The 19,223-nt window shown below is 68.4% G+C and carries 21 protein-coding genes; 4 read left to right on the forward strand and 17 right to left on the reverse strand.

Features of this window, described 5'->3' with window-relative positions:
* Positions 1–20: 20 nt before the first annotated feature.
* From mihF to ACFCV3_RS14165, 4 genes are all read right to left on the reverse strand, one after another.
* Entirely contained in the window at positions 21–335 is a 315-nt protein-coding gene (gene mihF / locus ACFCV3_RS14150) for an integration host factor, actinobacterial type (protein WP_132414875.1), read from the reverse strand.
* Between the two features lie 83 nt (positions 336–418).
* Complete coding sequence (locus ACFCV3_RS14155; protein ID WP_376030139.1) at positions 419–790, reverse strand: hypothetical protein; 372 nt, start codon at positions 788–790, stop codon at positions 419–421.
* A 102-nt stretch (positions 791–892) separates the two neighbouring features.
* A complete protein-coding gene (locus ACFCV3_RS14160) occupies positions 893–1,264 on the reverse strand; it encodes a hypothetical protein (RefSeq protein WP_376030141.1) in 372 nt (123 codons plus the stop codon).
* Positions 1,265–1,333: 69 nt separating this feature from the next.
* Positions 1,334–2,311 (reverse strand): DMT family transporter, encoded by a 978-nt coding sequence (locus ACFCV3_RS14165; protein WP_376030143.1) that lies wholly within the window; start codon positions 2,309–2,311, stop codon positions 1,334–1,336.
* Positions 2,312–2,379: 68 nt separating this feature from the next.
* Here ACFCV3_RS14165 and ACFCV3_RS14170 point away from each other — a divergent pair, with 68 nt between their 5' ends.
* The gene (locus ACFCV3_RS14170; protein ID WP_376030144.1) at positions 2,380–3,231 is read left to right on the forward strand and encodes a LysR family transcriptional regulator; all 852 of its coding nucleotides are present in this window, start codon (positions 2,380–2,382) and stop codon (positions 3,229–3,231) included.
* An 83-nt stretch (positions 3,232–3,314) separates the two neighbouring features.
* Here the strand turns inward: ACFCV3_RS14170 and ACFCV3_RS14175 are convergent, their stop codons facing one another.
* The 9 genes from ACFCV3_RS14175 to pyrR all read right to left on the reverse strand — a co-directional run bounded on the left by ACFCV3_RS14175 (position 3,315) and on the right by pyrR (position 13,997).
* The gene (locus ACFCV3_RS14175) at positions 3,315–4,292 is read right to left on the reverse strand and encodes a DUF4037 domain-containing protein (RefSeq protein ID WP_376030146.1); all 978 of its coding nucleotides are present in this window, start codon (positions 4,290–4,292) and stop codon (positions 3,315–3,317) included.
* 113 nt (positions 4,293–4,405) lie between these two features.
* The gene (gene pyrF, locus ACFCV3_RS14180; protein ID WP_376030148.1) at positions 4,406–5,242 is read right to left on the reverse strand and encodes an orotidine-5'-phosphate decarboxylase; all 837 of its coding nucleotides are present in this window, start codon (positions 5,240–5,242) and stop codon (positions 4,406–4,408) included.
* On the reverse strand, positions 5,239–6,303 hold the full coding sequence (locus ACFCV3_RS14185) for a quinone-dependent dihydroorotate dehydrogenase (RefSeq protein WP_376030150.1): 1,065 nt from the start codon (positions 6,301–6,303) through the stop codon (positions 5,239–5,241). The genes pyrF and ACFCV3_RS14185 overlap by 4 nt, the downstream gene beginning before the upstream one ends.
* A complete protein-coding gene (gene carB, locus ACFCV3_RS14190; RefSeq protein ID WP_376030152.1) occupies positions 6,296–9,598 on the reverse strand; it encodes a carbamoyl-phosphate synthase large subunit in 3,303 nt (1,100 codons plus the stop codon). The genes ACFCV3_RS14185 and carB overlap by 8 nt, the downstream gene beginning before the upstream one ends.
* Entirely contained in the window at positions 9,598–10,719 is a 1,122-nt protein-coding gene (carA, locus tag ACFCV3_RS14195) for a glutamine-hydrolyzing carbamoyl-phosphate synthase small subunit (protein WP_376030154.1), read from the reverse strand. Before carA ends, carB begins: the two co-directional genes overlap by 1 nt.
* Complete coding sequence (locus ACFCV3_RS14200) at positions 10,716–11,207, reverse strand: hypothetical protein (RefSeq protein WP_132412312.1); 492 nt, start codon at positions 11,205–11,207, stop codon at positions 10,716–10,718. Before ACFCV3_RS14200 ends, carA begins: the two co-directional genes overlap by 4 nt.
* On the reverse strand, positions 11,204–12,493 hold the full coding sequence (locus ACFCV3_RS14205) for a dihydroorotase (RefSeq protein WP_376030156.1): 1,290 nt from the start codon (positions 12,491–12,493) through the stop codon (positions 11,204–11,206). The genes ACFCV3_RS14200 and ACFCV3_RS14205 overlap by 4 nt, the downstream gene beginning before the upstream one ends.
* Positions 12,490–13,431 (reverse strand): aspartate carbamoyltransferase catalytic subunit, encoded by a 942-nt coding sequence (locus tag ACFCV3_RS14210; RefSeq protein WP_202875140.1) that lies wholly within the window; start codon positions 13,429–13,431, stop codon positions 12,490–12,492. The genes ACFCV3_RS14205 and ACFCV3_RS14210 overlap by 4 nt, the downstream gene beginning before the upstream one ends.
* Entirely contained in the window at positions 13,431–13,997 is a 567-nt protein-coding gene (pyrR, locus tag ACFCV3_RS14215; protein WP_132412306.1) for a bifunctional pyr operon transcriptional regulator/uracil phosphoribosyltransferase PyrR, read from the reverse strand. The genes ACFCV3_RS14210 and pyrR overlap by 1 nt, the downstream gene beginning before the upstream one ends.
* A 207-nt stretch (positions 13,998–14,204) precedes the next feature.
* On the opposite strand from pyrR, the gene ACFCV3_RS14220 reads away from it, so the two are divergent.
* A complete protein-coding gene (locus ACFCV3_RS14220; protein WP_132412303.1) occupies positions 14,205–14,720 on the forward strand; it encodes a transcriptional regulator in 516 nt (171 codons plus the stop codon).
* Between the two features lie 264 nt (positions 14,721–14,984).
* On the opposite strand, the gene nusB is transcribed toward ACFCV3_RS14220, so the two are convergent.
* Positions 14,985–15,395 (reverse strand): transcription antitermination factor NusB, encoded by a 411-nt coding sequence (gene nusB, locus ACFCV3_RS14225; RefSeq protein ID WP_376030158.1) that lies wholly within the window; start codon positions 15,393–15,395, stop codon positions 14,985–14,987.
* Between the two features lie 6 nt (positions 15,396–15,401).
* The gene (gene efp, locus ACFCV3_RS14230; protein ID WP_344146243.1) at positions 15,402–15,965 is read right to left on the reverse strand and encodes an elongation factor P; all 564 of its coding nucleotides are present in this window, start codon (positions 15,963–15,965) and stop codon (positions 15,402–15,404) included.
* 129 nt (positions 15,966–16,094) lie between these two features.
* Here efp and ACFCV3_RS14235 point away from each other — a divergent pair, with 129 nt between their 5' ends.
* The gene (locus ACFCV3_RS14235) at positions 16,095–16,928 is read left to right on the forward strand and encodes a hypothetical protein (RefSeq protein ID WP_376030161.1); all 834 of its coding nucleotides are present in this window, start codon (positions 16,095–16,097) and stop codon (positions 16,926–16,928) included.
* Here the strand turns inward: ACFCV3_RS14235 and fxlM are convergent.
* Positions 16,894–17,727 (reverse strand): methyltransferase, FxLD system, encoded by an 834-nt coding sequence (fxlM, locus tag ACFCV3_RS14240; protein WP_376030162.1) that lies wholly within the window; start codon positions 17,725–17,727, stop codon positions 16,894–16,896. The two genes, ACFCV3_RS14235 and fxlM, sit on opposite strands and share 35 nt — an antisense overlap.
* A 2-nt stretch (positions 17,728–17,729) precedes the next feature.
* Positions 17,730–18,227, reverse strand: a complete 498-nt coding sequence (locus ACFCV3_RS14245) for a MarR family winged helix-turn-helix transcriptional regulator (RefSeq protein ID WP_376030164.1) — start codon at positions 18,225–18,227, stop codon at positions 17,730–17,732.
* Between the two features lie 86 nt (positions 18,228–18,313).
* Here ACFCV3_RS14245 and ACFCV3_RS14250 point away from each other — a divergent pair, with 86 nt between their 5' ends.
* Positions 18,314–19,222: an EamA family transporter gene (locus tag ACFCV3_RS14250; protein WP_376030165.1), complete on the forward strand. Its 909-nt coding sequence runs from the start codon at positions 18,314–18,316 to the stop codon at positions 19,220–19,222.
* The last annotated feature ends 1 nt before the right edge of the window (position 19,223 follow it).

The raw sequence follows: 19,223 nt of genomic DNA on the forward strand, positions 1-19,223 counted from the left end.
GGCCAGGGTTTCGGTGCGGCTCACTCGGCGAATTCGCGCAGCAGCGCGGCGATCTGGTTGGACCCGAGGCCGCGGACCCGCCGCGTCTCGGAGATTCCGGCCCGCTCCATGATCTGCTGGGCCCGCACCTTGCCCACGCCGGGGATGCACTGCAGCAGTGCGCTGACCCGCATCTTGCCGATCACGTCGTTGGTCTGCCCCTCGTGGAGCACCTCCGTCGGAGACGCTCCCGAGTGCCGGATCCGGTTCTTGATCTCGGCTCGCTCGCGCCGCGCCGCCGCGGCCTTGTCCAGAGCCGCCGCTCGCTGCTCCGGGGTCAAAGAAGGAAGTGGCACCGTTTCACCTGTCCCGTTGTATGGCTTCGCAAGGGAACCTAACACGGCTCCGGCCACCCACAGGACCCCGTCACGGCAAGCCCCTAATTCAGCGCCGGGACGTCGACCTTGCAGGCGTCCTTCGCGTGCGTGGTGATCGCCTTGTACGCCGTCAGCACGGTGCCGGTCTCCTTGCTCAGCCGAGCCAGCTCGACGCGGTCCGAACCCGCCTTCTGGGCCTGCTCGGCGAACTTCACGACCACCGCCCAGTCGTCCTTCACATCGGCCGGCGCGGACTCCTGGAGCTTCTTCGCGTCATCCAGGATCTTCACGTAGTCGGCCGGCTTCGTCGGGTCGACCCCGGTGGCGCTGGCGGCGTACCCGGCCAGGTCCACGCAGTAGGCCTGCTCCTCGGTGCACGAGGTCAGCAGCGCAGTCGTTGCGAGCAGGGTCACGGCAGCGGCGATGGTTCGCATATCCCGAAGCTACCGGCCGTCAGCAAACGATCCGAAACGAATACGTTCCGGGACCGGGCCGCCCTGGTGCCCGCCGCGGAACGGCGGGCACGGGCAGCTCGATCAGGGGTTCTCGAGGTCGATCTTGCAGGTGTCCTTGGCGTGCTTGGAGATCGCGCCGGACGCCTCGCCCATCTTCGCGCCCTCGGACTTGCTGAGCTCGGTCAGCTTGGTGGCGTCGCCCTTGGCCTCCTGGGCCTTCTTGGCGTAGCCGAGCAGCACGGCCCAGTCGTCCTTCAGGTCCGACGGTGCCGACTTCGAGACCTTCTCGGCGTCCTTGAGCGCCTTGCCGACCTGGTCGGAGTTCTTGGCGTCGAGGTTCTTGGCCGACTTCGCGTACGCCTGCAGGTCGCCGCAGTAGTCGCCGCCCGAACAGGCCGTCAGAGCGACAGCACTCATCGTCACTGCCGCCGCCAGGGCTCCCAGCTTCCGCATCGCAATCCTTACTTTCCACCGCGGGCAACCCATCGCTCCCCGTCACCGACACCCTCCCGAACCACAGGGTCATCCGGTCCGTCCGGCACGCCGTGAAGAAGCTCGCATCCCGCGACTGGAACCGGTCCGTGATGTGGCGCGTCGGCCTGCCTCGACGGCGACACAGTTCGCGGCGACGATGACGCCGATCGCGATCCAGTCCGGTACGGCGAGGTGCTGCCGCAGAACGACGTACCCGACCAAGGCCGCGAGCACGGGGTTGATGCTCATGAAGACCCCGAAGAACTGGGCCGGCACCCGCCGCAGTGCCAGCAGATCGAGCAGGAACGGGACGGCCGATGACAGCACGCCGGCGGTCAACGCGTAGGCGATGGCCGCCGCGGTCGGCGGGTGGTGATGCAGTACGACGATTCCGACCGGCACGTAGGCGAGTCCGGACACCGTGGCGGCAGCTGCTGCGCCGGTCGCTCCCGGTAGTTCGCGGCCGACTGTGCGGTTGAGCAGGATGTAGGAGGCCCAGCAGGCCGCAGCGAGCAGTCCGGCCGCGATGCCGAAGTAGTCGGTGGCCGCCTGCGGTCGCGTCAGTACCAGTACGGCGGGCGCCGCGGCCAGCGCGCAGATCAGGTCGATCACCCGCCGTGAGCCGAGCAGCGCAACCGCCAGTGGGCCGAGGAACTCCAGTGTCACGGCCAGTCCGAGACCGACTCGGTCGATCGCGGTGTACAGCGAAACGTTCATCACCGCGAACACGAGAGCCAGCCCGAGCACCGGACGCCACTGCCGTGCCGTCAGCTTGTGCAGCCGCGGCCGCCCGATGGCGAACAGCACCACGGCCGCCATCCACTGCCGGACCGCCACCACACCGACCGGCCCGATCACCGGGAAGGCCTGAGCGGCGACCGACGCACCGATTTGGCTTGAGAGCCCGCTGGTCAGCATCAGCAGCACCCCAGCCAACCTCCGATCACCGATGTGGTTGGTGGAGGCAGAGGGCGTAACCAGGGCCGGGTGGGCCGCAGGGGGTGCGGGAGCGGGCGGGGTGCTCATGGGGCGAGCGTGCGCTCGTTGAGTGGTCAGGCAAAATGCGGCGGCGGGTGGATCTATACGCTGGGGTTATGGATGTGGAGGTTCGGCAGCTGCGGTGTCTGGTCGCGGTGGTGGAGACGGGGACGTTCACCGATGCCGGGATCGAGCTAGGCATCAGCCAGGCGGCGGTGTCGCGGAACATCCTTGCCTTGGAGGGGCGGCTCGGCGTGCGGCTCCTGCACCGAACAAGTCGGTCGGTGACGCCGACCAGTGCGGGTATCCGGGTGCTGGCGCGGGCCCGCCAGGTGCTGACCGACGTCGAGGAATTAGTGCGCGAGGCAACCAGCGGCCACACGCGGCTACGGCTGGGCCACGCCTGGTCGGCGCTTGGCCGCCACACCGCCGAGTTTCAGCGCCGCTGGGCTGCCGAGCACCCCGGCGTCGAGCTGCAGCTCGTCCGCACGAACACCACGACCGGCGGCCTCGCCGAGGGCTTGTGCGATCTCGCTGTCGTCCGGACCCAGCTCGACCTGCGCCGGTTCGCCCACATCACGATCGCGCAGGAGGACCGGTACGCCGCCCTGCCCGCCGACGACCCCTTGGTCCGCAAGCGCACGGTCACCCTCGAGCAGCTCCGCGACCGCGTGCTGAGCATCGATCGCCGGACCGGCAGCACGACGATCGACCTCTGGCCTGCGGACGCCCGGCCGCGGATCGAGTTCAACCAGGATGTGGACGACTGGCTCACCGCCATCGCCTCCGGCCGTTGCGTCGGCGTCACCGCCCAGGCCACCACCACGCAGTACCGTCGCGACGGCATCACCTACCGCCGTCTCCGCGACGCACCCCCGGTCGACGTCCACCTCATCTGGCACCGCCACGACCCCCACCCCGCCACCCAAGCCGCCGTAGACCTCCTCACCACCCTCTACTCGAGCTGAGGTCGGTGCACGAAGGACAGGAGGTGTGGCCGAATCCAGCCCGTTCGCGCTGAGGCTCAGGCGGGCGGCGGCCTCCAGCCGGCCTATACCTCCTGTCGTTCGGGTTCGAAGAACCTGGCGATGACGCGGCGGTCGGTGGGTTTCCAGAGGACCGTGCGGAGGCGGTCGATGCCGCCGACGGGCCAGCGGTCGGCGATGGCGCGGACGGTGGGGTCGGCGATGGTGGCGGAGAGTGCGCCGGGGAAGTCGCCCCAGACGACCTTGAAGGGTCTCCCCCACAGCTGCTCGATGCCGAGCTCGACCGGTGCGGTGATGCCGAGCCGGTTGTGCAGAGCGGCGACCGCCTCGTAGGCAGCCATCAATGCCTTCTCGCGGTCCTGCCAGCCGTCGGCGCGGAGCACGGCGGACAGGATCGGTGCCAGTTCGGGTCCGCACGAGAGCCGGGCGAACGCCGTGCCGAACCACTTCGAGTACGGCGCGTACTGCCGCTCCATCAGGAAACACAGCCGCATCAGGTCCTCGACGAGCTGGGAACCGATCAACGCCGATCCGAGCTCGTCACCGACAGAACCGGCCCGGCCGACCAGATTGATCTCGGGATGGACGCGCCACCAGGCCGCAATCAGCAAATAGCGCCAGACGTCATCGGGGTAATACGCCAACCGGTCCCGGACATCCTGCAGACCGAGGTCGTCGTGGAACACCGCGCCGGCGGTGAGCATCAGCAACGACTGCTCCGGCAGGGTGAACCAGTCCTCGACACCCAGCCCGGCCGACGGATCGAGACCGAGCTGGCCGGTGAAGAATCCACTCAGCGTGTGCGCCTGGAGCAAGGTCGTCCGCCCGAGAAACTCCCGTGGGACTTCGGGCGGGGTCCATGAGGAATCCTCGACGAACAGCACGACCCGTGCCTCGCAGTTGTGGTCGGCCGACATCGCGTCGTCGAACCCGAGCACCTCCGAGCCCCGCCCGATCAGCGCCGCACTGTGCGGAGCGGTCAGCTGCGGACCCACCACCTCGGCGTAGAACCGCCGGCACAACTCGATCCCCGGAATAGTCATGCCGACGAAGGTCGCATACCAGCAACAGGGAATTCAATAGAAATCAGAAAATGGCGCGGAATTCATCCGCGCCATTTGCCGATTCATATTCTACCGGTAATTCCGGTCCTTTGTCAGTAGCCGAGGACCGTTCGGTACGCGTCGTTCGCCCGATCGGCCGCCGCCTGCAGACCGGCTGCGTCCGGCCCGGCACCGAGGATCTCGCGCGAGCTCGCCGGTACGACGTTGCGGACCGCGGAACCGAAGACCGCGCGCAGGCTGTCGGCCGTTCCACCTTGCGCACCCAGGCCCGGGGCCAGCAACGGCCCACGGATGTCCAGGTTCTCGTCGGTGGAGGAGATCGTCGCACCGACCACCGCGCCGAACGAGCCGAGATCCTCGGCGTCCGCATTCAACGAACGCAGGCCGTCGAGCACTGCACCGGCGACCGTCGGACCGTCGGTGGTCCGCGCGGACTGGAACTGCGGGCCCTCCGGGTTCGAGGTGAGCGCCAGCACGAACAGCCCGGCCCCCGCGGCCCGTGCCTCGTCGATCGCCGGTTGCAGCGAACCGAACCCGAGATACGGGCTGACCGTCAGCGCGTCACACGCCAGCGGCCCCTTCTCGGCCAGGTACGCCGACGCGTAGCCGGCCATCGTCGTACCGATGTCACCGCGCTTCGCGTCGATGATCACCAGCGCGCCGGCCTCCCGCAGCCGGATCGTGGCCTGTTCCAGTACGGCGATCCCCGCCGAGCCGAATCGCTCGAAGAACGCCGACTGCGGCTTGAACACGCCGACCCGCTCGGCCAGCGCGTCGATCACGCCGTACGTGAAGGACGCCAGGCCCTCCGCGGTGTCCGGCAGGCCCCACTGGTCCAGGAGGTGCTGGTGCGGGTCGATGCCGACACACAAAGGACCGCGCGCATCCATGACAGCCCGGAGCCGGGTACCGAAGGGTTCGTTACTCATGACAGCCTCCTGTTGATACGCCGGATCAAACCGGGCCCGCGATAGATCAGGCCGGAGTACACCTGCACCAGGCTCGCTCCGGCGTCCAGCAGCCGTACGGCGTCGTCCGGGTCGAGGATCCCGCCGACCCCGATCACGGGCAGCGCTCCCCCGGTCTCCGCGTGAATGTGCGCGACCGTCTTGGCCGCGAGCTCGGTCAACGGCCGGCCGGACAACCCACCGGCCTCCGAAGCCAGCGGGTGTGACTCGACACCCGGTCGACCGATGGTCGTGTTGGTGGCGATGATCCCCGCGACGCCGACGTCCGTGCAGACGCCGAGCAGCTCGTCGATCGCCGACGGGGTCAGGTCGGGCGCGATCTTCACGAGGATGGGCTTGGCGCGCCGAGCCATATCGCCCTGGCCGGCGGCGCCCGCCTTGCCGAGCGTCTCCGCTTCCGCGTGCAGGGCTGTCAGGAGTTCGCGCAGCTGACCCGCGTCCTGGAGGGAGCGCAGACCCGGGGTGTTCGGCGATGACACGTTGACGGCGAAGTAGTCGCCGTACCGGTAGAGCCGGCGCAGCGAGATCACGTAGTCGTCGACGGCCTTGTCCAGCGGTGTCACCTTCGACTTGCCGATCGAGACGCCGAGCGGATACCCGAGCGGCCCGTAGGCCTCCAGCCGCTCGGCCAGCGCCGCCGAGCCGAGGTTGTTGAACCCCATCCGGTTGATCACCGCCTCGTGCTCGACGAGCCGGAACAACCGCGGCTTCTCGTTCCCGGGCTGCGGCTGAGCGGTCACCGTGCCGACCTCGACGAACCCGAACCCGAGCGCCCGCCAGGCCGGCAGCGCGACCCCGTTCTTGTCCATCCCCGCGGCCAGCCCGACCGGTCCCGGGAAACGGATCCCGAAGACCGTCCGCGCCGCCCCCGCCGGGATCGCCCCGAACGACCGTGAGAGAGCGCTCACCGCGCCGGGAACGCGCCCGAGCCGACGCAACCCGTGCAGCGTCTGCTCGTGCGCGATCTCGGCGTCACCCTTGCCCAGCCGGTACAGGACCGGCCGGACAATTCGCCTATACACCGAGGATCCTCGGCACCCAGTCCTGCAGAGATCGCACGCCGATCCCGCCGCTCTGCTGCGCCTCGATCCCCTGTACGGCGGCCGCCAGCCCCTGCACGGTCGTGATGCACGGAATATTCCGGGCCACCGCCGCAGACCGGATCTCGTACCCGTCCAGGCGCGGCGAACCGCCCTGTGTGATCCCGATCGGCGTGTTGACGATCAGGTTGAGCTCGCCGTCCTGGACCATCTGCACGATCGTCGGCTCACCGTTCGGGCCCGGGCCCTGGCTGCTCTTGCGAACGGTCACCGCCTCGACCCCGTTGCGGCGCAGCACGTCCGCCGTACCTTCGGTCGCGTAGATCTGGAAGCCCAGATCGGCCAGCCGCTTGACCGGGAAGATCATGTGCCGCTTGTCCCGGTTCGCCACCGACACGAACACCTTGCCGGATCCCGGCAGCGGCTGCGACGCCCCGGCCTGGGACTTCGCGAACGCGATCCCGAAGGTGTCGTCGAAGCCCATCACCTCACCGGTCGAACGCATCTCCGGCCCGAGCACCGTGTCCACCGACCGGCCGTCGATGGTCCGGAACCGGTTGAACGGCATCACGGCTTCCTTCACCGCGATCGGCGCGTTCGGCGGCAGCGTGCCCCCGTCGCCGGTAGCCGGCAGCAGACCTTCGGCCCGCAACTCGGCAATCGAAGAACCGAGCATCACCCGGGCCGCCGCCTTCGCGAGCGGGGTGGCCGTCGCCTTCGACACGAACGGCACCGTCCGCGACGCCCGCGGGTTCGCCTCGAGCACGTAGAGGACATCCCCAGCCAGCGCGTACTGCACGTTCAGCAGACCCTGTACGCCGACGCCGCGCGCGATCGCCTCGGTCGACCGCCGGATCTTCTCGATATCGGCGTTCCCAAGCGTGATCGGCGGCAGCGCGCAGGACGAGTCGCCCGAGTGCACCCCGGCCTCCTCGATGTGCTCCATCACGCCGCCCAGGAACAATTCGTTCCCGTCGAAGAGCCCGTCCACGTCGATCTCGACCGCGTCATCGAGGAAGCGGTCGATCAGCACCGGGTGCTCGAACGCCTCGCCACCGCCCAACCGCTCCAGCGCGGCCGAAAGCTCGTCGGCGCTGTAGACGATCTCCATCCCGCGCCCACCGAGCACGTACGACGGCCGGACCAGCACCGGGAACCCGATCTCCTCGGCCACCCCATGCGCCTCCGCCGGCGACAGCGCCGTACCGTGCTTCGGCGCCGGCAACCCCGCATCCGCGAGCACCTTGCCGAACGCACCCCGCTCCTCGGCCAGGTGGATCGCGGCCGGCGACGTACCGACGATCGGTACGCCGGCATCCGCGAGCCGCTGGGCCAGCCCGAGCGGGGTCTGGCCACCGAGCTGCACGATCACTCCGGCCACCGGGCCGGCCTGCATCTCGGCGTACACGATCTCGAGCACGTCCTCGCAGGTCAGCGGCTCGAAGTAGAGCCGGTCGGAGGTGTCGTAGTCGGTCGAGACCGTCTCCGGGTTGCAGTTGACCATGATCGTGCAGTAGCCGGCGTCGCGCAGTGCCATCGACGCGTGCACACACGAGTAGTCGAACTCGATGCCCTGCCCGATCCGGTTCGGCCCCGAGCCGAGGATCAGTACGGCGGGCTCGGTGCGGGTCGCGACCTCACTCTCCTCGTCGTACGACGAGTAGTGGTACGGCGTCGTGGCCGCGAACTCGGCGGCACACGTGTCGACCGTCTTGTAGACCGGCCGGATCCCGAGCGCCTGGCGAACTCCGCGCACCACGTCCTCGGTCAGCGAGCGGATCTCGGCCAGCTGCAGATCCGAGAACCCGTGCCGCTTGGCCAACCGGAGAATCTCGGGCGTCAGCCGCGGCGCCGCGGCAACCTGGAGAGCGGTCTCGTGGATCAGGTACATCTGATCGACGAACCAGGGATCAATGCGAGTGTTCTCGAAGATCTGCTCCGGTGTCGCACCGGCCCGGATCGCGTCCATGATGATCCGCAGCCGGCCGTCCTGCGGCGTCTTGATTGCCTCCAGCAACGACTCCAGGTCGGTGGAGGGATCGCCGGCCCAGGAGAACCGGGCCTCCGGCTTCTCCAGCGACCGCAGCGCCTTCTGCAGCGCCTCGGTGTAGTTGCGGCCGATCGCCATCGCCTCACCGACGCTCTTCATGTGCGTGGTCAGCGTGGCGTCCGCGGCCGGGAACTTCTCGAACGCGAACCGCGGCACCTTCACCACCACGTAGTCCAGCACCGGCTCGAAGCTGGCCGGGGTCTGCTGGGTGATGTCGTTCGGGATCTCGTCGAGGGTGTAGCCGATGGCCACCTTCGCCGCGATCTTCGCGATCGGGAAGCCGGTCGCCTTCGAGGCCAGCGCGGACGAGCGGGACACCCGCGGGTTCATCTCGATCACGATCAGCCGGCCGTCGACCGGGTTCACCGCGAACTGGATGTTGCAGCCGCCGGTGTCGACGCCGACCTCGCGGATGATGCCGATCGACAGGTCCCGCATCACCTGGTACTCGCGGTCGGTCAGCGTCATCGCCGGCGCGACCGTCACCGAGTCGCCGGTGTGCACACCCATCGGGTCGACGTTCTCGATCGAGCAGATGATCACGACGTTGTCGGCCTTGTCGCGCATCACCTCCAGCTCGTACTCCTTCCACCCGAGGATCGACTCCTCGATCAGCACCTCGGTGGTCGGCGAAGCGTGCAGACCGGCCCCGGCGATCCGGGTCAGGTCGGCCTCGTCGTACGCCATCCCGGAGCCGACGCCGCCCATCGTGAACGACGGCCGCACCACCAGCGGGTAGCCAAGCTGTTCAGCCGCACCGAGAACGTCGTCGATGGTGTGGCAGATGACCGAGCGAGCGGTCTCCGCGCCGAGCTTCTCGACGATCTGCTTGAACGACTCCCGGTTCTCACCGCGCTGGATCGCGTCGACCGAAGCGCCGATCAGCTCCACGCCGTACTTCTCCAGTACGCCGCTGTCGTGCAGCGCGATCGCCGCGTTCAGCGCGGTCTGGCCGCCGAGGGTCGCGAGCAGCGCGTTCGGGCGCTCCTTCTCGATCACCTTCTCGACGTACTCCGGGGTGATCGGCTCGATGTAGGTCGCGTCGGCGAACTCCGGGTCCGTCATGATCGTGGCCGGGTTGGAGTTCACCAGGATGACCCGGAAGCCCTCCTCGCGCAGCACCCGGCAGGCCTGCGTACCGGAGTAGTCGAACTCACAGGCCTGACCGATCACGATCGGGCCTGAGCCGATGACGAGCACCGACTCGATATCTGTACGACGTGGCATCAGGCCCGCCCCTCCATCAGCTCGACGAAGCGATCGAACAGGTACGCCGAATCGTGCGGCCCTGCTGCGGCTTCGGGGTGGTACTGCACAGAGAACGCAAGGACGCGGCCGTCGTGACCGGTCAGCTTGAGTCCTTCGACGACGTTGTCGTTCAGCGAGACGTGCGACACCTCAGCCGTCCCGTACGGCGTCTCGATCGTCCCCTCGAGCGGTGCGTCAACGGCGAACCCGTGGTTCTGCGCCGTGATCTCGACCTTCCCGGTCGCCCGGTCGAGCACCGGCTGGTTGATGCCCCGGTGCCCGTACTTGAGCTTGAAGGTCCCCAGCCCGAGCGCCCGCCCGAACACCTGGTTGCCGAAGCAGATCCCGAAGTACGGCTTGCCGCGCTGCAGCAGTTCCTTCAGCAGCGTCGTCGGGTGCTCGGTGGTCTCCGGGTCGCCCGGCCCGTTGCTCATGAAGATGCCGTCCGGGTTCACCGCCAGCACCTCTTCGAGCGTCGCGGTGGCCGGCAGCACGTGCACCTCGATACCGCGCTCGGCCATCCGCATCGGCGTCATCGCCTTGATCCCGAGGTCGAGGGCGACCACGGTGAACCGCTTCTCCCCCTCGGCCGGCACGACGTACGGGTCCACGGTCGTGACCTGCGAGGCCAGATCGGAGCCGGCCATCGCCGGCTGCTCGAGTACCTTCGCCAGCAGTTCGGCCGGGTCGAGGACCGAGGTGGAGATCCCGGCCCGCATCGCGCCGCGTTCGCGCAGGTGCCGGGTCAGGGCGCGGGTGTCGATCCCCGAGATCCCGACGATGCCCTGCGACTTCAGCTGGTCGTCGAGCGAGCGGGTGGCGCGCCAGTTCGAGGGGACGCGGGCAGGGTCGCGGACGACGTACCCGGCGACCCAGATCCTGTTCGACTCGTCGTCCTCGTCGTTCACCCCGGTGTTGCCGATGTGCGGCGCGGTCTGGGTGACGATCTGACGGTGGTAGGACGGGTCGGTCAGCGTCTCCTGGTAGCCGGTCATCCCGGTGGTGAACACCGCCTCGCCGAAGGTCTCGCCAGTGGCCCCGTACGACGTACCGGCGAACGACCGGCCGTCTTCCAGGACGAGCAATGCGGGCTGGCTCATTGTGCGTCGGCTCCGATCAAAGTCGCGATGGACGCGGTCAGGGGTTCCGTGTCGGCCTTGCGGCGGGGCCGGAAGCCGGTGTCCAGCTCCCGCCCGTCGTGGCTCCAGGTGACCACCACCAGGCCGGACTTCTCCGCGGTCACCTTGCCGGCGATCCCGCGGTCGGTCCGGACGGCGGTCAGGTGGTCCGCGGGGATGAAGACATCCGCCGCGCCCTGCCGGTGGAAGATCAGGCCGGCCTCGATGACGGCCAGGTCCGCGGTACTGCGGACGCCCAGTTCGTGCACGGCGATCCGGTCCATCCAGTCGCCGGCCGACGTGGTGGCGACGTACACGCCTTCCACGCCGCGGGTCTTGTCGGCCGGCACCTCGGGCAGCGGTGCCAGCTCGGACTGCCGGGCCTGGCGGTTCCGCCAGCCCCGGTACATGCCGAAGTACGCCGCGGCGATCACCACGAGCGTGCCGGCGATGCCCAGGAAAGCCTTCACTTGGCTTGCCCGTTCAGAACGGTCGGCTCGCCGCGGAGGAACGTCGCGACCACCTTGCCCGGCAGCGTCATCCCGTCGAACGGCGTGTTCCGCGACAGCGACGCGGACTCGGCCGACTTGATCACGCGCTGCGCGGCCGGATCGACCAGTACGACGTTCGCCGGGGCACCGGCCTCCAGCGGCCGGCCGTGGTCGCTGATCTGGCCGATCGCGGCCGGGCGGTAGCTCATCCGGTCGGCGACCTCGGCCCAGGTCAGCAGCTTGGTGTCGACCATCGCGTGCTGGACCACCGAGAGCGCGGTCTCCAGGCCGAGCATGCCGAACGCGGCCGCGCTCCACTCGCAGTCCTTGTCCTCGACCGGGTGCGGTGCGTGGTCGGTGGCGACGATGTCGATGGTGCCGTCGGCCAGGCCCTCGCGGACCGCCTCGACATCCTCCTTGGTCCGCAGCGGCGGGTTCACCTTGAAGACCGGGTTGTAGGTGCTGGCCAGGTCCTCGGTCAGCAGCAGGTGGTGCGGGGTGACCTCGGCGGTCACCTCCAGCCCGCGCCTCTTCGCGGCCCGGACGATGTCGACCGAGCCCTTGGTGGACAGATGGCAGATGTGCAGCTTGGAACCGACGTGGTGGTTGAGCAGGATGTCGCGGGCGATGATCGCCTCTTCGGCAACACTCGGCCAGCCGGTCAGTCCGAGCACACCGGACAGCGCACCTTCGTTCATCTGCGCGCCCTTGGTCAGGCGTGGCTCCTGCGCGTGCTGAGCGATCGTGCCGCCAAAGGCCTTCACATATTCCAGTGCACGACGCATCAGCGCCGCATCCCAGACGCAGTCGCCGTCGTCGGAGAAGACCCGGACCCGGGCCGCCGAGTCCGCCATGGCGCCGAGCTCGGCGAGCTGCGTGCCCTGGCGTCCGACCGTAACCGCGCCGATCGGGAAGACATCGGCGTACCCGGCTTCGCGGCCGAGCCGCCAGACCTGCTCGACGACACCGGCGGTGTCGGCGACCGGGTCGGTGTTGGCCATCGCGAACACCGCGGTGAACCCACCCAGCGCCGCCGCGCGCGTGCCGGTGAGCACGGTCTCCGCGTCCTCGCGACCGGGCTCCCGCAGGTGCGTGTGTAGGTCGACCAGCCCAGGCAGCGCGATCAGTCCGCTGGCGTCGATCGTCTCCGCATCGGCCGGTGCATCCAGGCCGGTGCCAACAGCAACGATCTCGCCGTTGTCGATCAGCAGATCCGCCACCTCACCGCCCACGATCTTGGCGCCGGTGATCAGATATGCGGTCATGCGTTCTGCTCCTCTGAAGATTCGTTGCTACCTGACAACAGCAGATAAAGGACGGCCATCCGGATGGCCACGCCGTTGGTGACCTGTTCGACGATCACCGAGCGGGTCGAGTCGGCGACCTCGGCGCTGATCTCCATCCCGCGGTTCATCGGGCCGGGGTGCAGCACGATCGCCTCGTCGGACAGCTGCGCCATCCGGTGCACGTCCAGGCCGTAGCGCCGGGTGTACTCCCGCGCACTCGGGAAGTACGCCTCCCCCATCCGCTCCCGCTGGACCCGCAGCATCATCACCGCGTCGCTCTTGGCCAGGACCGAGTCGAAGTCGTACGACGTCGTACAGGGCCAGCGCGACATGTCGACCGGCAGCAGCGTCGGCGGAGCGACCACCGTGACCTCGGCGCCGAGTGTTGCCAGCAGCAACACGTTGGAGCGCGCGACCCGGGAGTGCAGGACGTCGCCGACGATCGTGATCCGGCGGCCGTCCAGCGAGCCGAGGTGGCGGCGCATGGTGAAGGCGTCCAGCAGCGCCTGCGTCGGGTGCTCGTGGGTGCCGTCACCGGCGTTCACGACCGCGCCGGTCATCCAGCCGGAGGTGGCCAGCAGATGCGGCGCCCCGGAGGAGCCGTGCCGGCAGACGACGCCGTCGGCGCCCATCGCCTGCAGGGTCAGCGCGGTGTCCTTCAGGCTCTCGCCCTTGCTCACACTCGAGCCCTTGGCGGAGAAGTTGATCACATCGGCCGACAGCCGCTTGGCCGCCGCCTCGAACGAGATCCGGGTCCGGGTGGAGTCCTCGAAGAAGAGGTTCACCACGGTCCGGCCGCGCAGGGCCGGCAGCTTCTTGATCGGCCGGTCCGCCAGCGAGCGCATCTCCTCGGCGGTGTCCAGGATCAGGTTCGCCTCGTCCTGGCTCAGGTCCCCGGCACTCAGTAGATGGCGCATCAGACCGCCGCTCCCGTCTTGTCGGCGATCAGTACGGCGTCGGTGCCGTCGTACTCGGTCAGGTGCACGGTGACCCGCTCGACCAGTGAGGTGGGCAGGTTCTTGCCGACGTAGTCGGCGCGGATCGGCAGCTCGCGGTGGCCGCGATCTACCAGGACCGCCAGCTGGACCGCCTTCGGCCGGCCGATATCGCCGATCGCGTCGAGCGCGGCGCGGATGGTGCGGCCGGAGAACAGCACGTCGTCGACCAGGACCACGACCTTGCCGTCGATACCACCAGGTGGAATGTCGGTGTGTTCTAGCGCACGTGCCGGCTTGAGGCCGATGTCGTCGCGGTACATCGTCACATCGAGTGACCCTGTGGGCACACTCTGCCCTTCGACGGCCGCGATCCGCTCGGAGATGCGGGCGGCCAGTCCCACCCCGCGGGTGGGGATGCCGAGGAGTACGACGGGGTCGGCACCCCGGTTGCGCTCGAGGATCTCGTGCGCGATCCGGGTCAGTGCCCGGGAAATGTCGGAAGCATCCAGCACTGTGCGCGGTACGGGTACCGGGGCAGGGCTCATCGCTACCGTTCCTCCTTTCCTGCCTCTCGGGACAGGTCTTTAAAGGACGTTCGGACCGCTTGACATGGTATCGGATGTGACACGCCGTCTTGACTCTGGCCTCTGGCCCGGAATATTGTTACTCTGTGTAACCGAGGGGGGTTTCACCATCCGGGTTCCGTTCCGGCGGTCCGGACCATAAGAAACTAGTCGGAGGGAAGAACCAGAGTGCCGAGCGAATACGCGAAGACACTGGGTGGCAAGCTACGCGCCATCCGCCAGCAGCAAGGGCTGTCGCTGCACGGCGTGGAAGAGAAGTCCAAGGGTCGCTGGAAGGCGGTAGTGGTCGGCTCATACGAGCGTGGCGACCGCGCTGTCACCGTCCAGAAGCTTGCCGAGCTCGCCGATTTCTACGGCGTTCCGGTCGGCGAACTGCTTCCGGGTTCGGCCAAGGCGGCAGCTGCCGCGGCGGCTCCGCCCCGGTTGATCCTCGACCTGGAGGCCCTGCACCACCTGGACGCCGGGGAGGCGGGTCCGCTGACCCGTTACGCGGCAACCATCCAGGCACAGCGGGGTGACTACAACGGCAAGGTGCTGTCGATCCGTCAGGACGACATGCGCACCCTGGCGGTCATCTACGACGAGTCGCCGACGACTCTGACCGAGCGCTTCATCTCCTGGGGAGTCCTGAACCCCGAGGCGAAGGGTGACGTCGAAGACGCAGCCGAGGCTGCCGGCGCCTGAGCGGCGTAGTGTCGGTCGGGGCTCGTAGCAGCTTGCCCGCGGCCGCCCGCTCCGCTCGAATGACGTAACCGGAACCACCGCAGTACCCAATCGGCAGGATCTCCACCTCACCTGCCGACCGAGGCCGGGGCCGTTCCCCCCGCGCCACCATCACGGGGACGCAAGCGCCGGCCCGGGACCGTACCGAGACGGTCACCGGGCCACCGAGAAGGAGTGCCAGAGGGCTCGCCCCCCTCGTTCCGTACCGCAGAATGCTCGCCGGGGTCAGAGACCCAATGTCGGCTTGAGCTGCAGCAGCCGGGCCAGCAGCCCGTTCACGAACGCCGGGGACTCGTCGGTCGACAGGTCCCGTGCCATCGCCACTGCCTCGCTCACCGCGACCACGTCCGGCACCTGGTCGTCGTACAGCATCTCGTAGGCGCCGATCCGCAGGATGTTGCGGTCGACGGCCGGCATCCGGTCCAGCGTCCAGCCCACCGAGTGGGCCGACAGCAGGTCGTCGATGGCGCCGATGTTCTTGGCGACGCCCTCGACCAGGGCAACGGTGAACTCGTTCACCGGGGGGTCGTTGTCCTCGATCCGGTCGGGCAGGGTGCCGCCGACCGGCAGCCCCCTGACCTCGGACTCGAACAGCACGTCCAGTGCCCGTTTCCGGGCCTTGCTCCGGGCAGACATCGCCGATCAGGACGTGACGCGGCCGAGGTAGTCCCCGGTCCGGGTGTCCACCTTGACCTTCTCGCCGGTAGTCAGGAACAGCGGGACGTTGATCGTGTAGCCGGTCTCCAGCTTGGCCGGCTTGGTGCCACCGGTCGAGCGGTCGCCCTGCAGGCCGGGCTCGGTGTACTCGACGGTCAGCTCGACCGACGCCGGGAGCTCGACGTACAGCGGGAGGTCCTCGTGGACGGCCACGATGGCGTCCTGGTTCTCCAGCAGGAAGTGCGAGGCGTCGCCGACGACCTCGGGGGTGATGTGCACCTGCTCGTAGGTGGAGCTGTCCATGAAGACGTAGGAGCCGCCGTCGTTGTACAGGTACGTCATGTCGCGCTTGTCGACGTTGGCCACCTCGACCTTGACGTCGGCGTTGAAGGTCTTGTCGACGACCTTGCCGCTCAGCACGTTCTTGAGCTTGGTGCGCATGACCGCACCGCCCTTACCGGGCTTGTGGTGCTGGAACCAGACGACAGACCACAGCTGCCCATCCAGGTTGAGCACCATGCCGTTCTTGAGGTCGTTCGTCGAAGCCACGCGGGTATACCCTTCGAAATCGATCAGCGGTAACACCGGATTGTAGCGGTCACCAGCCGTTTCCTCCGACTCGCGCCACTCGCAGCACTTACGCTGGGTACGGAAGTCCTTGAGCACAGGAGGCCGGGCGTGGAGTTCGCGATCGTCGTCGTGATCATGATCGTCCTTGCGATCGTGGGCGCGGCCAAGAATCGGCAGAGCACGGACGGCACTCCCAGTCCGCGGGTGCAGAAGCTGATCGAGCGCATCCAGGCCCAGCAGGGCGGGAACCAGCCGATCCAGTTCCAGGGCCAGTTCACCCAGCCGCAGGGCGGGCCCGGGCCGGTTCAGGGGCAGGTCTCCGGCAGCCAGCAGGCCGGGGCGGCACTGCAGGCGCTGATGCAGGCCGGGCGCCAGCACGCGCACCCCGGTGAGTGGACGACTCCGGGGCAGGCGGCCGCACCGCAGCAGTACCAACCGGCGCCGTACCAGCCCGGTCCTTATCAACCCGGCCCCTATCAGCCGAGCTATCAGCCGCCGGCGACCTGGCTGCCGACGCACGGGCAGCCTTCGTATCAGCAGCCGTCCTACCAGCAGCAGTCGTTCCAGCAGCGGGGGCCGACACCGAAGCCGAACCTCGACAACCGGGTCCGCGAGCTGATGCAGGCCGGTAACGAGGTGGGCGCGGTCCGGCTGCTGTCGGACGAGCGGGACATGGGCCTGCTCGAAGCCCAGCAGTACGCGCGCAGTCTGGTCGCCCCCGCCACGACTACCAATGCCACATCGGCCGAGACCGCCACCGTCGAGGAAGAGTCGCGGTACATCGGTTCGGCGGCATTCGCGGAGTCGATCTTCAACCTGGACCCGGACGAGGACACCTGGGCCAGCGGTTGGGTGGACACTCCGGAGCCGGAGGACCGCACCGACATCGACGAGCTCTGGCAGACCGTCAGTAACCCGCCCCGGCCAACCGGCGCACCGTAAAGACGTGATGCCGCCGGACCAGATGGAAGCCCGGCGGCAGTTCGGCACCGATCCGATGCGCCTGCACTGACAACTCAGCACCGAGCCAGGCGGCCAACTCCGGCACGTCGTCCTCCGGGTGGGCTCCGGCGCCCTGCATGTTGACGAAGCCGCACATGACCGCCGACCTACTCTCCAGGTGGCCTTTACTTTCTTCGAATGCAACGGCTCGCGTCTGCGCCCCCAGTTGCAGCGGTACGACGATGCGCCCGCCGGGCCGCAGTTGGTCGACCCAGGCCGGCGGGATGTCCCAGGCGGTCGCGGTCACGACGATCCGGTCGTACGGCGCGTTGCCGGGTGCACCGAATTCGCCATCCGCCTGGATGACGTGGACATCGTCGTACCCGGCTCGCAGGAGTCCTTCGCGAGCCCGGCCGACCACCTCGGGGTCGATGTCGACCGTGGTCACCTGGCCGTCCGGGCCGGTCAGCTCACGGAGCAGAGCTGCGTTGTAGCCGCCGGAACCGATCTCGAGAACGTGATCTCCAGAACGGATCTCAGCCTGTTCGAGCATGACCGCGATGATGCTCGGCTGCGAGACCGAGCTGATCACTGTGCCTCCAGCGTCACGTTTCATCAGCACCACGTCGTCGGCGTACGCGATCCGGAGCGGTACCCGTGGAACGAACAGATGTCGCGGCACCGCCCGGAATGCGGCTGCCACCCGCTCGTCCCGGATCGCACCCTCGGCCAGGAGATGCCGAGTGAGATTGGCGCGCAGCGAGACGGCCCGACCTGGGTCGTCTCTGCGCGCAGCCATGGTCAGTCCGTTCTGTCGCCGAGCGATTCGAGCAGTGTCCGCAGGGTGTCCGCCAACTGCTCGCGCTCGGTCTTGGACAGGGCGGCAAGCAGAGTTTCTTCGGTCTGCAGATGCCCCGGCAGGACTCCGTCGATCAGCTGGAGTCCCTTAGCGGTGAGCGTCACGTGCACCCCGCGCCCATCGGTCTCACTGGGCGTCCGGGTCACCAGACCGCGTGCCTCCAGCCGATCGAGTCGCTGGGTGATCGCCCCGGACGTGACCATCGACGACCGCATCAGACCGGCCGGTGTGAGGCGGTGCTCGGAGTTGCTCCGGCGCAATGTCGCCAGCACGTCGAACGACGCCGAGTCCAGACCGTGCCGGGCGAAGTTCGCGCGGAGCTGGTTGTCGGCGAGCTGGGCCAGTCGCTTGAGCCGGCCGAGCACGGCCATCGGCGAGGCATCCAGGTCCGGACGCTGCTCACCCCACTGCTCGAGGATCAGGTCGACGTGATCGGGCATACCTCCAGCCTAATCCAGTCCCTTAGCGCTGAGCGATCGGTGGGCGTGGGGTTGAAAGTAGCTTAGCGGTGAGGTACTTTATCTTAGTGCTAAACAATCGACTGGCTCTCCTCCTCGTCACGGCGATCACGCCGGTGCTGTGGGGTACGACGTATCTGGTCACGACGGAGCTGCTTCCGCCCAACCGTCCGCTGCTCGCCGCCGTCATCCGTGCGTTGCCGGCCGGTCTGCTGCTGATCGCGATCACCCGGACGCTGCCGAAGGGCGACTGGTGGTGGCGCTCGCTCGTGCTCGGCACGCTGAACATCGGTGCCTTCTTCGCCCTGCTGTTCGTCGGCGCCTACCGGCTGCCCGGGGGCGTCGCCGCCACGGTCGGTGCGATCCAGCCGCTCGTCGTGATGATGCTGTCGACCGGACTGCTCAAGGAGCGGCTGTCGACGCGGAAGGTGCTGGCTGCGATCGCCGGAGTCTTCGGAGTGAGCCTGCTGGTGCTGCGGGCGGACGCGCGGCTCGACATGTGGGGCGTGCTCGCGGCTCTCGGTGGTGCGGTCGTGATGGCGTTCGGCGTCGTACTGAGCAAGCGCTGGACGTCCCCCGCTCCCCTGCTGGCGACGACAGGCTGGCAGCTCGTGGCCGGTGGGCTGGTGCTGCTGCCGGTCGCCTACCTGGTCGAGGGCGCGCCCCCGGCGCACCTGACCCTGGCAAACCTCGGCGGGTACGCCTACCTGACCATCATCGGCTCCGCACTGGCCTACGCCCTGTGGTTCCGCGGACTGCGCGCACTGGGCCCGACCGACGCGACCTTCCTCGGTCTGCTCAGCCCAGTGGTCGCAACACTGCTCGGCTGGCTCGTGCTCGACCAGCGTCTCTCCACCGCCCAGCTCACCGGCGGCCTGATCGTTCTGGTCGCTCTCGTGGCCGGGCAACTCCGCAGGCGCCAGCGCCCAGTCCAGACCGCCACTCCGGTCCTCGTCCCCGCTACTGGAAGGTGCTGAC

Source organism: Kribbella sp. NPDC056345, from assembly GCF_042262745.1.
GTDB lineage: Bacteria > Actinomycetota > Actinomycetes > Propionibacteriales > Kribbellaceae > Kribbella.